The organism is Pedococcus sp. P2_E5, from assembly GCF_056403895.1.
This window is the reverse complement of record NZ_JBFUEP010000024.1, coordinates 35,220-47,173: the sequence shown is the minus strand read 5'-3', so window position 1 is coordinate 47,173 and position 11,954 is coordinate 35,220. Positions and strand designations below refer to the sequence as shown.

The window sequence follows — 11,954 nt, the reverse complement described above, 5'->3', positions numbered from 1 at the left end:
TGGCAAACGGCCGATGGTGGATCGGGTAATCACCTACCCTGCCTCGGCTAGCACTGTCGTGGACCGCCGGCAAGCGACGCCTCCGTCTAGCCGGCTCGCGGCGGAATGGGACAGGCACGAGTCGTCACCGATTGGTGGATCAGTCCCTCATGCCTCCTCTCTGGTCTGGACTGGTGCCTTGAAACAACGTGGTCGGTAGAGTCGAGCGGTGACGAGCGAGCCATTCGGCATGTTCGAGGGGATGTACGCCGGCGCGGAGGCGGGCGGGGCCAAGCCGCCCTGGGACTACGGCGCCCCTCGTCCACAGCTCGTGGCGTGGGCTGAGGCGCAGAACCTGGCCGGGGGTGGCCGCGAGGCGCTGGTCGTCGGGTGTGGCTACGGAGCTGACGCCGAGTACCTTGCCTCGCTGGGATATCGCACCACCGGGTTCGACTTCGCGCCGACCGCGATCGCTGCAGCGCGGCGGAAGTATCCCGCCAGCGAGGTGAAGTACCTCGTTGCCGATGTCCTGGATCTTCCTGGTGAGTGGCAGCGTCGGTTCGACCTGGTCGTAGAAAGTCTCACCGTGCAATCGATGCCGCCAGAGCAGCACATGGAAGCTGCGCAGAAGATCGGCTCGCTAGTGGCACCAGAAGGCACGCTGCTGGTCCTTGCGACCACCCGGGACGAAGGGTCCGAGGTGAAGGGACCGCCGTGGCCGCTGTCCCGTGTAGAGCTGGAGGACTTTGCTCACGGCGACCTCATCCTGCGCCGGGTCGAGCGGATCGAGGGCGGCGCTTGGTGGCGAGCCGAACTCTCAAGAGGAGAGGCACATTCGACCAATCACGCGGGCGGCTCATAGATCGGCTCCTGCCTGTGGTCATCTCGCGGCGGAATGACGCACCGCGCGGATCGCGGCAGATGCGTGCGCTCCTGGGTGCGGGAACCAGGTGGGCAGGCGCGGGTGGCGCTGATTGCTGGTGGGGTCGAGGATGACGTCGCTTTGGCTTCGTTCGAATGGCCCCCCTCCAAATGCCTCGCTCATTGCGTGTTGATGGGTGAGGCTTCGGATTGGGAGGACGGCATGGACACGTTGCACGACCGGCTGGCCGAGTTGGCCGAGGACGCACCCAGGGGAGGCGTGGCCGCAGCTGAGCTGTGGGCCCGCGGCAAGCGCGCTCATCGCGTCAGGGTCGCGGCAGTTGCGACCTCGGTGTTGGTGGTGAGCGTCGTCGGGACCGGAATTGGCGTGCGCCTGGTCGATGGTGACGGCAACCGCGCGCACCCACTGCCTGCGGCAACATCTGGCGTCCGACTGCCGATCGAGTACCCCATCGGGAAAGCACTACCGGACCTCGGCGAGACTCCCGGTCCGCTGACCGCTGTCTGGTTGGTTCCTCGCGTGGGTGGCGGCAGGCCGACAGCGGTCGGCCTCGTTGCGCAGACCGGCACGTTCGGGACATTGCCCATCGAGCTACCCGCCGAACCCGGCGACCCCGGGAACCCCGACCCCTTGACGCGGGTGCGCGTCAGCCTGTCGCCCGACGGCCGCAGGATCGCCTATCCAGGCGGCCCTGGTGCGGTGGGGGCGCGCGAGCCGGCGGACGTGATCGTGCACGACCTGGTGACCGGCCAGGAGGACGCGAACGCGATCACCGGCGTTCGGCTCGGGGTGGGCGCGTGGATCGATGCCACGCACCACCTCGGCTACTACTCGAAGGACGGCGGTGTAAACGACGCAAACGGATGGGTGTGGGAGCCGGGATCGGCGCCGAGGTTGGTCCAGCACTACTCGTACGTGGGGGCGTTCTCCCGTCCGTACCTGGGCAGCGCATTCATCGGGGCGCCGTACAAGGACAACGGCCTCGAGGTGAACATCAGTGGAGGCGGCCCGTACTCGTGCTCGCCGCCCACCCTCCGTAACGAGCGGCCAGCGTCAGGTCGGCCCGGACGGGTCCAGGTGCCGGTGTTGTGCGATGTCCTGTACATCGGGAACGAGTTCGTGCTCGGGCATTGGAAAGACCAGCCGGACCACAACCGGACTGTGGTTGCTCTGGATGTCCGTCACATCAGGATCCCCGCGTTCGGCAGCGAACCTGCACAGCCCGACACGCAGTTCGACGACCCTGCCTTGCGTCGGGTGGTCGTCGCCGCGGGAGCACCTGAACACGTCTCGCTGGCCGCTGACCTGGTCGGTGGCGCGCTCAAGACTCAGCGGGGTGCGTCATGACCGGATACGCCGACTTCGAGGAGTTCGTGGTCGCGCGCAGGGACGCGCTGCTGCGCACCGCGTACCTGCTCACCGGCAACCGTGACGACGCGGAGGACCTGGTCCAGTCAGCGCTGATCAAGGTAGTGCCCAAATGGTCCAGGATCCAGGACCATCCGGAGGGATACATCCGGCAGGTACTCGCGCGCGAATCGGTGAACCGGTGGCGCGGTCGCCGCTGGCGAGAGGTACCCACCGAGGTGCTCGCGGAGCCGATGCACCAAGACGTAGACCTCGCCGACCGAATCGGGCTGCTCGAGGACCTACGCAGCCTGTCACATCAGCAGCGCGCGGTGCTGGTGTTGCGCTACTTCAATGACCTCACCGAGGCTGACACGGCCGCGGCGCTCGACATCTCTGTGGGAACCGTCAAGTCGCACACCCGCGACGCACTCGCGCGGCTGCGCAACCAGCAGTCCGGGCAGGAGCAGTCAGCGGCCGCGACCTAACCCAGGGAGGCTGACCGGCTCGCGGCGATGTGACGCACGTCGGCGAGCGCAATACGGGCCGCACCGGCCACGCGTCTGCACACCAACTCAAGGGTGCCGCGATTCACGCCCGCAAAAGCTGCGTGTCTCATATGGTCAGTTCATGACCAAGTACGAGTACGACGAGGAAGCCAGCGAGAGGCTCAATGTAGACGTGGTGCATGAGGTCGATGACTCGCCGGGCACCGAATCGCAGTGGATCGAATCCATGCGACGCCTCAACACGATTCAGGACCCTCTCTCGCGCCGCGTGCTGGCGTTGCATCAAGATTGCGGATCGGGGAGCGGAGTCTGCGACTCGGACGAGGGCGATGCCATGTCCTGGTCTGAGAGGCGCGACTGGGGTTGCGAGACGACTGCCACTATCGCGGAGCACTTCGCCGTTGAGTACGCCAAGGGAGTAGGCGGTTAGGCGGCGGAAAGACCCGCATACGTCCAACGGGTTGGGTAATCCGGCACACGCAGCTCAGCGCAGGAGCAAGTTGAGCCGGACTATCAGCACCACCGAGAGAAGCACCGACACGAGGATCATCCCTGAGGCAGCCTGCAGCGCCCCGCGGGGTCGGACGTCGACGTTTCCTATTCGCATGGGCCCTCTCTACGGTCCGTGTGGCCTTGTAGCGGCGCGAGGGTCCTAATCGGAGGCTCTGAGGCGCTCGAGGCCGGCCAGGACGAGGTCGAGGCCGAAGACGAACTCCTCTGCCGGGTCGTAGCCGGCAGCGACGAGCGCCGCGGCGGATTCGTTGAGGAAGGGGAACTGGTCAGGAGGAAGCTGGGGCAGGAAGACGTCCGCCGCCATGTCCGCGAACTCATCGGCGCTGTCGAACGGCAGGCTGCTTGCCTGGAGTGCGAAGCCGTAGACGTAGCCGTCGAGCATCCAGTGGGCGTGCGTCGCCATCACCACCGAGAAGCCGGCCTTGCGCAAGCAGGCGGTGACCGCTTCGCGGTGGCGCAGGTGTGCCGGCCCCGGCGAGGTCCGCGACTCCATCAGGCCGATCGCCCAGGGGTGGCGGGCGAGAACGTCTCGGGCGGAGACCGACCGCTTCCGCATCGCCGACTGCCAATCGGCCCCCTCAGGCGGGAGCTCGATCTCCGCGAACACGACGTCGGTCATGGCGTCCAGCAACTCCTCCTTGCCCGCCACATAGTGGTAGAGCGACATCGCGCCGGCGCCCAGCTCGCCCGCCAGGCGGCGCATGCTCAACTCGCCGACGCCCTCGCGGTCGGCGAGCCGGACTGCCTCGACCACCACCCGCTGCTTGCTGAGCCCTACCTCTGACGCGACCTGTCGTTGCTTCCCTGCAGCCACGGGCTACTTCGCTCCCTCCAACGGTTGTTGACAATGGTACGGCGTACGTTCATAGTACGACGTACGAGTACGGTGTACGAACCGTCTGAAACATGGAGCATGAGATGAGATCGCCACAGGAAACCGCCGCCGCCACCGCCGCCGCGCAAGGCCACAGTCGGCTCAATCGAGGCCGGCTCGTCGGCGTCGCGGCAATCGCGCTCGCAGTGTCGGTGATGATCGAAAACGTCGTGCTGGCGGCAACGGGCGCAACGTCCTTCGGCGCTCCGATCGAAGAAGTGCTGGCCTACTACGCGGCCAACCGCGGCGCGGTCGCGATCGCGTCCGGCCTGGTGGCGGTGTATCTGCCGCTGCTCCTCGTGTTCGTGACCGGCCTGCACGGCCTGGTGGAACGGGGTGGCGGAGCGGGCGCCGACTGGTCGCGCGTCGCCGTGGCCGCTGGCGCAGCGTTGTCGGCCATCTTCGTGGTGGTCAATGTGCTGCAGGTCGGGCTCGCCCTTTCTGCCGGTGGGCTCGCGGAGCCGACGGCCGCGTTCGAGCTCGTCTGGCAGTTGCACGCGGCGGCCTTCGCCCTTGCACTGCCCATGGTCGGCGCCACCCTTGTCGGCGCGGCCCTCGCCGCGCACGCGAGCGGGCTGACTCCGCCTTGGCAGCGGCGGCTGGGCCTGGGCGGCGGGAGCTTGCTGCTCGTCGCAGGGGTCGGGAACCTTGCGATCGCCGACGGCTCAGCGCTGATCTTCGTCGGGCTCGCCGGGTTCGCCGCCTGGTTGGTCTGGCTCGTCGCGACGGGCGTGCGCCTCGTCCGGTCATGACCACCATGAGGGCTGCGCTGAGGTCGCGCACGCGGGCGCGGTCTACGCAGGTTCCGCGCCGAGGCAACTGCCCTGAACGCGGCGGTGTGACGCATCCAAGGCGTATGACGGAAATCGCCTTCCTCGTAGAACTGGTCGCCCTACGGTGTCAGCGTGGACGGGGGATCGGAAGAGAAGCAGATGCGTCTGCGCTATGCCGGGGTGTGCCGGGTGTGCGGTGTTGAGCTTCCCGCCAGGTGCGAGGCGATCTACGAGCGAGCAACGAGGACGGTCCGGTGTGTCAGTCATGGCGTCAGCCCGTCGGTGGTGCCCGAAACCCCGCAGGTGGTGGGGCCCGTCGACTTGGAGGTTCTCGATTCGGCCGCCATTGAGGTTCTCGACGGCGGCACTGCGGGCGCCTCAGCGCGCCGAGAGTTCGAGCGGCGCAAGGCGCGACGTGACCAACGCGTCCGAGCCAAGCACCCCAAACTCGGTGGCCTGCTACTCGCGATCAGCGACGAGCCGCAGTCGACGGCAGCCTGGGACGTCGGCGCATTGGGGGAGGAACGACTTGGCAAGGGGCTCAACGCGCTTGCCTCGGACAGGCTTCGGCTGCTGCATGACCGGCGGATCCCCAGGAGTACTGCGAACATCGATCACCTGGCCGTGACTGCCAGCGGCGTGTACGTCATCGACGCCAAGAAATACCGTGGACGTCCTCACCTCAAGATCGAGGGTGGCATTCTCCGCCCTCGCGTTGAACGACTGCTCGTCGGCACGCGCGACTGCACGAAGCTCGTTGATGGAGTGCTCAAGCAGATCGACGTCGTGCGCGCGGTGCTGAAGGACGACGTTCCAGTCCACGGGGTGCTGTGCTTCGTCGAAGCCGACTGGCCACTCATCGGTGGCGCCTTCACCACGCGCAGCGTGCAGGCACTGTGGCCCAAGGAGCTCTATCCCCAGCTGCAAGGTGCGGGCCCGCTCACAGCCGATGTGGTCGCTGAGATACACCGAACGCTCGCACGGTCGCTGCGAGCGGCCTGACCGGCTGCGACGCAACGCGGCGGTAAGACGCGCCGTGCCAACTTCGAATTGGCTGCGCCTTGTTGCTCGCAGCTGACCACCGACGCCGCCCAAGCTATTCACGCCCCGTCGGCCGTAGGGCAAGTTGCCTACCTGTGTCTCGGCGTCAGCTTGCGGTGCCGGAGGTGTCGCCCTCCCGCCATTGGATACGCGGCAGCCTGCCCTCGGCGTCGTAGCGGGCGATCACCGCGTCCAAGGCATCCCGGGCGTGAGGCTGCCACTCCCGCATCTCGTGCGAGCCCCTGCCGAACACGTCCACTAGGGCGCTTAGCATCTGAAGCGTGCCACCGACTACAGCGACCGCGTTTTCGGCTCGGAACGCGACGTAGTGCCAGTCGACCCCGCGGTCGAGGTCTGTCCGCTGGATCGCCGGGCGGAACTTGGCGTCCGCGTGAACCGCCCAACCGCGGAAGCGGAACAGGTCGGTGACCCGTCGTCGATACTCGGGTGCCGCGGCCGGGCGAATATTCAGGTGGTAGCGCAGCGTCTCGAAGACGATGGTGTGCCGGGAAGTGCGACGACCGTTAGCCCTGGGCGTGCGCCACTTTTCGCGGTGCGGGTGGTCTGGCGAGCGCGCCTGCACGGATGCGTAGAAGGCGTCGACGGCGAACGCCGAGGCAGAGATCGTCCGCATAGACGCTCGGAGTTCGGCGTCGAGGAGGTCCTGGAGTCCCTGCTCGTCGCCTGCCGGAGTTACCCCGGCGAGCGCCGCGACTTCGGCCGCAATCGCCACCTGCGCGTCGAGCGCGGCAACGGCGCCGTCCACGGACTCCTGCAGCCAGTGCGTCCACATCTCGACGCGCAACTCCGGCGACACTGGGTCCATCTCAACCCGTCCGTCATCCGTCATCCGGATCGCGAGCGAACCGGGAGGGAGCCGCAACTCTGCGCCGCGCGGGAACATGATGCCTGGCATGGCGATGAGCCTACGGGCGTGCCGCCGAGCGAAGCGGGATGTGCCGACTCGTCCCGCGCCTCCCTTCTATCGCGGCATGGGCGAACGATTCACGGGCCACTGCAGGCCAGGGATATTCTCGGCGTTCGCATGAGCGTTACTGTCGGGCAGGGAAAACGGGATGCCGTACGAGAGCCGCCGGGTCGTCTACGGTCGGCCGATCGTCGAGCCAGTCGGCAAGCTCGGTTGGACCCGTAGGGATGAAGGTGCCCAGGCTTCGCAGTTCGCGGGACATCTGGACAGCATTGCGGGCCTCCCTGTCCGTGAGCACCGCGTCACAATAGGGGACGGCCAAGGACAGTGCGTCGATGTCGGTGAGGTGATTGCTGGTCCACACATGTCGAGGGTTCTGGTGGAATCGTGTCTTCATGCTGATTGCCACCTGCACGTGGGGCAAGCCGCCCATTAGCTGTCGCGAGTCGCTGTCCGACGGCTCGAACGCTGGTCGCCCCTGCTCGAGCCGCTCCAGTTTGATCTGGGTATAGAGATCGAGCCACTCGTGGATGAACTCGCGAGCACTGATGAAGTCCCGAAGCCGGCCTCGCCGCCACTCCCCATTTTCGTCTAGCAGCCGAGCAGTCTCGCGCTCATAGCCGACGCGGCTCTCGTGGCTTTCGATGGCTCGCTCTGGTCGGTAGCCGAACTCTTGGCGGAGTCGTGGTAGTTCGTCATCTAGCGGCCCCCGCAATGCCTGACGTTCGAACTCAACGTTCAACTGAGCTGTGCGTGCCTCACCCATCTCTTTCGTAGTCCGATCGGTCACATCGTTGCCGTCGCGGTCGGTGAACTTGAGGCCGCCAACCACGCCAAAGGCATGACCCATAGTGGGGCGCACCAAGGGGATGGGAGGCCGAACTGGCTCACGAAGAAGAGCCGCGATGCCCGCCTCGAGCTCAAGACGCGCCATCACCACCCCACACAGCAGGTACTGGAACCCCGACAACCGTGCAACGACCTCGACGAGGTCCCCACGCTGTCTTGGATCGGCGATCTTGTTGATCTCCCACACGTGGGAGTCACTGAGCGGAAAGATGGCACGACCTTCGTTGGCGGCTTGCGAAGCGCACTGAAAGAGGCGTTCGTAGCGCCGCTCCGCCTTCGGGTGTTGGGTAAGGACTCGCCCCATCGCGATGATGTGGTTTAAGTCCAAGTACACAAGGGGAATGCACGGTCGGCGGAGGTGCGGCCACACCAGAGCCCCCGTCATTGGGGCCATCAGGGGAGCAGCCACGGGCGGGCGTCCTTCTCTCGGGAGGTGCGCGCCTTCCGCGCAACTCACGCCTCCTGTCTAGCGCAGAGCCCTGACGTCACACGGGCGCAACCGACAGAAGTGCCTTCGTCGCCGGAGGGCTCGGCCAAGATGTAGCCCGTGTCTCCAAAGAGGGCGTGATGCCCACCGAGACGGACTCTTCTGGCATGAACTGAAGCTCGCCGAGCCCGCGCGGATCCGCGGATGGGCGGGCGCGGCGGAATGACGCACGTGCGGATGACGGTCGGCTGGACGCGGATGCGCCCCGAATCAGGTGAGCAGCCGAGGCTCGGAGAGAGCGCGACTGATGGGTTCCAGCACACCTATGGAGTTGGCCACGCCCCTGAGCGACCTATCCCGTGATCGTAGCTAGCGGACAGCAGGTCCGTAATGCCATCAAGCTCGTCACCCCTGTCGAAGACATCAAGGTCATCGAGAAACAGCCGGTCTAGCCGCTAGCCTGTGCCAGCGAATCAAGGACGAAGCGGGGGCTGTTCAATGGACAACTCGAACTGGAGCGTCAAGGTCCAGTACCTTCTCGAGCCGACTTTCGCCACGTCGATGCCGGAGCAATGGCGATCGATGACGGTCTCGGTGACCTCCATCCCGGATGTCGAGGCAGTCGACCTCGCGAAAGCCGACGTGCAGGGACTCGTTGTCGGCGAGCTTGAGAACGGCCCCAGAGCCCTTCAAGAGGTACTGCACGTCGCCGTCCAACGAAACCTGGTCACGGAGTTGGCGCTTTCGGGGCTGGAACCTCACGAGTTCGACGTCAGCATGATGCCGACAACTTCTGAGCTCTACCTCGAGGCACTCCTCAGGCAGACTCCCCTGCCGGTGTTTGGCAGTCCGCCGCATGATTGGGTCCAACTGACTGCGAGTGCGGCCAGCGCCCCAGTGACCGCCGCCCTGGTAACGGTCAAGGACATGGGCATCACGGCGTCAGCGCTTTCAGTTGCCGGCAGCCTTGTGATCATCTACATCGCCGGGCCCATCATGTCTTCGGCAGGTAAGGGTGCTGCTTCGATCCTCGACGACTACATCGTTGACGTCCGCCTGCGTGCTCAAGAGCGTCGGGACATCGCCGCCCACAATCGCGAAGAGGAGCGCCGCAGAGACGAGAAGTTTGCGCCGCAAACTGGAGCGGCAGCGGCGGCAGGCCTCTGACGACGAGTTGTAGCCGGCTGCCCTTAGCCCAAGCAAGCCAAGTAGCTAGGAGTCACTGCGGACGCACGCTGAAGAAGAGCTGCTGGGACAAGCTCGCGATCTCATGTGTGAAGTCCTCAAGAACGGACTCATTCAGCACCCAAACGGGACGGTCCCCTCTATGGCTTCCCATCCGTGTGATGAGGAGAGCCCGTTCGATGGGCTCGATCTCGGGCTCACCATTTTCCCGAAGGCGGACTGAGAACAGCGGGATGTTTGTGACCACCACCGGCACCACAATCGTGACGATCGCGTCATTGGCATCTTGACTGGTGATCATCCTGGCCACGCCAGCAACAGCACTCCAGGCTTGATTTACGGCGGCGTACGTCATGTCCTTTTGTTGGTTCGTGTCAACGATGCCGTAGTAGTGCTCTTGCGACTGGAAGATGGGTGAGTGGTGCAATCCCTCAGCCCTAATCACGTGGCCGTTGGGCTTCGACTCACGCTTCAAGTAGAGCTTGTACAGCGAGTCGTCCGCGTCGAGCTTCCGACGGTCTGCCGGATAGAGGACCCACGGCTGTTTCAGTGACTTGCACTCCACCACCACGATGACGCGAACCTCAACGGAACCCGGCCCGCTCGACCCATTGATATAGCGGGCAACGACGTCGACCTCCCTAGTACCCCCTTCGCGCAGGACGTAGTGATAGGAGTGTTGAACCAAGTGGGTGGTCTTCAAGAACGCCTGCGCTGTCCTCAGCTCCAAGGCGTTACCGCTCGTCTCGAGCCAGCTCTCAATGTGTTCGGACACCGACTTCTTCCCCTCAGTCATGCGGCGACGCTAGGCCGCGGGCGGCAGACGGCGCTTGAAGTTGGTGTCAACGTCTGAACGTTCTCCACGAGAAAGCCTGGCAGGGCGGTCCCCCAAGAAGGATGCTGAGCGCATCAGCATTGCGGTCCGCTTCTCAGCGTCCGTGACGTTGTGACGCTCTCGGAGCCATTTGGCATAGGAGACGAAGAGCACCTGCTTCGCCAATCCCACCAGGGACGCGAGAAGCATCACGAGCGCCAGGTTCGTAGACCAGCCCATCTAGTCCACCTCCTTCATGAGTTCACCCATGAGCATGCCAGTGGCCATGGACAGAAACGGCGGGCAAACGGACCCGTCGGGTGCCTGAGCACGCATATGTCTCCTCGTCGCGAGCTTCCTGCTCTCACCCCTTCCGGGGTTTCAGTTGCTGCTGGACAGGACTGCTCGTGCTGTCTCCCGTCCTGTCAGACACTGGCGAAGCGCAGGTAGGCGACCTCCTTGGGCTCGCGTAGCACGTTGTAGAACTCCACCCTCCGGCGTTGATGATGTCGGCGTACTGTGCTCAGAAGGGCCATTTCGGGATGTAGTCGATGACTACGAACTCGATCTCGTTGAGCGTCTCCTCCCGCAGCTCCATGGTGTTGACGACCGTCGTGACCAGTACTCGGCAACCCTCATCAGGCGACTGGATGTAGATGGGCGTGCCACCAGTCTTGTCGTCGGCGTCGCACATGCCTCGCGCACGTAGAACTGGAACATCGTGTGGCAGGCCGGCATCGCCTCGTCGTCGGCGTTGTCGATCTCGGTGACCTCGCCGGACCGTACAGGTCGAGGGTCTGGTTGTAGATCAACTGCGTCCTCGGATGTTGCGGATTGCATCCTTGTCAGAGGCGCCACCGGCGTGCAATCGACGAGACACTGCGGCGGCAAGGGATGGGCTGACTTCCCACTCGTCGGCATGTGAGTGCAGATTGGATAGCCCGGCTGGCGGCGAAAAGACACACCCGGATCGCGAGGCATTAGGACGTTCTCTGCGGTCCGACGCGGTGGCAAGGCTACGCTGCCCGCGTGTTGGACAAGTGGCGCAGGCGAGTTCGGGCGACGCCGTCGGGAACGTGGCTGGTGATCACCGTCTTGACCTTCCTGCTGGTGGCGAGCATCGGGCAGAGCGTCACCAGGTGGGATCAGGTCACCGAGGATTGGCCGTCTGCCGTAGGGGCGGCGCTGGGCATGATGCTTCCCCTGGCTGCGCTGGGCTGGGGCGTGCGCTGGGCCGTGAAGGCAGCCGATCGTCAACGAGAATCAACAGTCCGCCGTTGAGAACATTGCGACACGCATCGGCAGAGCCGGGCGATGGTAGTTGTCCCCACGCGCCATGAGCGGACGCTTTCAGCGGACCGACAAGCGGTATGACGCGCCGCTCGGATCGCGGCATGTCGTGGATGCCTCACTCAGAGGGCGAGGGGATCTAGCGAAGCGTTGGGTGCGCGCTTGCGGAGCCACGGACCCGAGCCGCAGGCGGCGATTCCGCAGGTGCGCGCCCCGTGGCGTCTACTCGCTCCCGCGCGGGATCGTCACGAACCCGTCGGTCCAGTTGTCTTCATCCAGCGTGTACCGGTCGGACATGAAGCAGTCAGGCTCGTCGCGAAATCCCTCACGGAGCCGCGCCCTGCCGATGGCGGCCTGCACGCTCGGGTCGTCGCTGTACACGCCGATGATCTTGACGTTGTCGAACTCCTCGTCGATGAGCAGTTCCCCGTTCGCGACTCGATGTTCGACTGGCGAACCGTCCAGGTTTCGAGCGTGACTGACGTGCCAGAGAATGTGGACATCCATTCGGGCAGAGTAGGGCCCCAGGTCATTTCAGCGGC

At 65.2% G+C, this 11,954-nt stretch carries 14 protein-coding genes; 8 read left to right on the top strand and 6 right to left on the bottom strand.

All coding sequences use genetic code 11. The annotated features are described in order from the left end of the window. Positions 1 to 208 precede the first annotated feature (208 nt). From AC1DVZ_RS09960 to AC1DVZ_RS09945, 4 genes are all read left to right on the top strand, one after another. Positions 209 to 841: a class I SAM-dependent methyltransferase gene (locus AC1DVZ_RS09960; RefSeq protein ID WP_477618031.1), complete on the top strand. Its 633-nt coding sequence runs from the start codon at positions 209 to 211 to the stop codon at positions 839 to 841. Between the two features lie 102 nt (positions 842 to 943). Further along, positions 944 to 2,209: a hypothetical protein gene (locus AC1DVZ_RS09955; protein ID WP_477618030.1), complete on the top strand. Its 1,266-nt coding sequence runs from the start codon at positions 944 to 946 to the stop codon at positions 2,207 to 2,209. Next, complete coding sequence (locus tag AC1DVZ_RS09950; RefSeq protein ID WP_477618029.1) at positions 2,206 to 2,697, top strand: SigE family RNA polymerase sigma factor; 492 nt, start codon at positions 2,206 to 2,208, stop codon at positions 2,695 to 2,697. Before AC1DVZ_RS09955 ends, AC1DVZ_RS09950 begins: the two co-directional genes overlap by 4 nt. A 142-nt stretch (positions 2,698 to 2,839) precedes the next feature. Next, entirely contained in the window at positions 2,840 to 3,148 is a 309-nt protein-coding gene (locus AC1DVZ_RS09945; protein WP_477618028.1) for a hypothetical protein, read from the top strand. A 222-nt stretch (positions 3,149 to 3,370) separates the two neighbouring features. On the opposite strand, the gene AC1DVZ_RS09940 is transcribed toward AC1DVZ_RS09945, so the two are convergent. Next, positions 3,371 to 4,045, bottom strand: coding sequence for a TetR/AcrR family transcriptional regulator (locus AC1DVZ_RS09940; RefSeq protein WP_477618027.1), 675 nt, complete (start codon positions 4,043 to 4,045; stop codon positions 3,371 to 3,373). 92 nt (positions 4,046 to 4,137) lie between these two features. Here AC1DVZ_RS09940 and AC1DVZ_RS09935 point away from each other — a divergent pair, with 92 nt between their 5' ends. Together AC1DVZ_RS09935 and AC1DVZ_RS09930 are read left to right on the top strand one after the other, a co-directional pair. After that, positions 4,138 to 4,857, top strand: coding sequence for a hypothetical protein (locus AC1DVZ_RS09935; RefSeq protein WP_477618026.1), 720 nt, complete (start codon positions 4,138 to 4,140; stop codon positions 4,855 to 4,857). 153 nt (positions 4,858 to 5,010) lie between these two features. Beyond that, positions 5,011 to 5,880 carry a nuclease-related domain-containing protein gene (locus tag AC1DVZ_RS09930; protein ID WP_477618025.1) on the top strand — a complete coding sequence of 290 codons (870 nt, stop codon included), beginning with the start codon at positions 5,011 to 5,013 and terminating at the stop codon, positions 5,878 to 5,880. Between the two features lie 145 nt (positions 5,881 to 6,025). Here AC1DVZ_RS09930 and AC1DVZ_RS09925 read toward each other — a convergent pair whose 3' ends face one another. Both AC1DVZ_RS09925 and AC1DVZ_RS09920 read right to left on the bottom strand, forming a co-directional pair. Next, complete coding sequence (locus AC1DVZ_RS09925; protein ID WP_477618024.1) at positions 6,026 to 6,835, bottom strand: hypothetical protein; 810 nt, start codon at positions 6,833 to 6,835, stop codon at positions 6,026 to 6,028. Positions 6,836 to 6,971: 136 nt separating this feature from the next. After that, the gene (locus tag AC1DVZ_RS09920) at positions 6,972 to 8,024 is read right to left on the bottom strand and encodes a hypothetical protein (RefSeq protein ID WP_477618023.1); all 1,053 of its coding nucleotides are present in this window, start codon (positions 8,022 to 8,024) and stop codon (positions 6,972 to 6,974) included. 597 nt (positions 8,025 to 8,621) lie between these two features. Here AC1DVZ_RS09920 and AC1DVZ_RS09915 point away from each other — a divergent pair. Continuing rightward, the gene (locus AC1DVZ_RS09915) at positions 8,622 to 9,290 is read left to right on the top strand and encodes a hypothetical protein (protein ID WP_477618022.1); all 669 of its coding nucleotides are present in this window, start codon (positions 8,622 to 8,624) and stop codon (positions 9,288 to 9,290) included. A 52-nt stretch (positions 9,291 to 9,342) separates the two neighbouring features. Here AC1DVZ_RS09915 and AC1DVZ_RS09910 read toward each other — a convergent pair whose 3' ends face one another. Then, the gene (locus AC1DVZ_RS09910) at positions 9,343 to 10,104 is read right to left on the bottom strand and encodes a hypothetical protein (RefSeq protein ID WP_477618021.1); all 762 of its coding nucleotides are present in this window, start codon (positions 10,102 to 10,104) and stop codon (positions 9,343 to 9,345) included. A gap of 541 nt (positions 10,105 to 10,645) precedes the next feature. Then, the gene (locus AC1DVZ_RS09905) at positions 10,646 to 10,816 is read right to left on the bottom strand and encodes a hypothetical protein (RefSeq protein WP_477618020.1); all 171 of its coding nucleotides are present in this window, start codon (positions 10,814 to 10,816) and stop codon (positions 10,646 to 10,648) included. 335 nt (positions 10,817 to 11,151) lie between these two features. Between AC1DVZ_RS09905 and AC1DVZ_RS09900 the strand changes: the two genes are divergently transcribed. After that, positions 11,152 to 11,403, top strand: coding sequence for a hypothetical protein (locus tag AC1DVZ_RS09900; RefSeq protein ID WP_477618019.1), 252 nt, complete (start codon positions 11,152 to 11,154; stop codon positions 11,401 to 11,403). 231 nt (positions 11,404 to 11,634) lie between these two features. Here the strand turns inward: AC1DVZ_RS09900 and AC1DVZ_RS09895 are convergent, their stop codons facing one another. Next, a complete protein-coding gene (locus AC1DVZ_RS09895; protein WP_477618018.1) occupies positions 11,635 to 11,919 on the bottom strand; it encodes a hypothetical protein in 285 nt (94 codons plus the stop codon). Positions 11,920 to 11,954 lie beyond the last annotated feature (35 nt).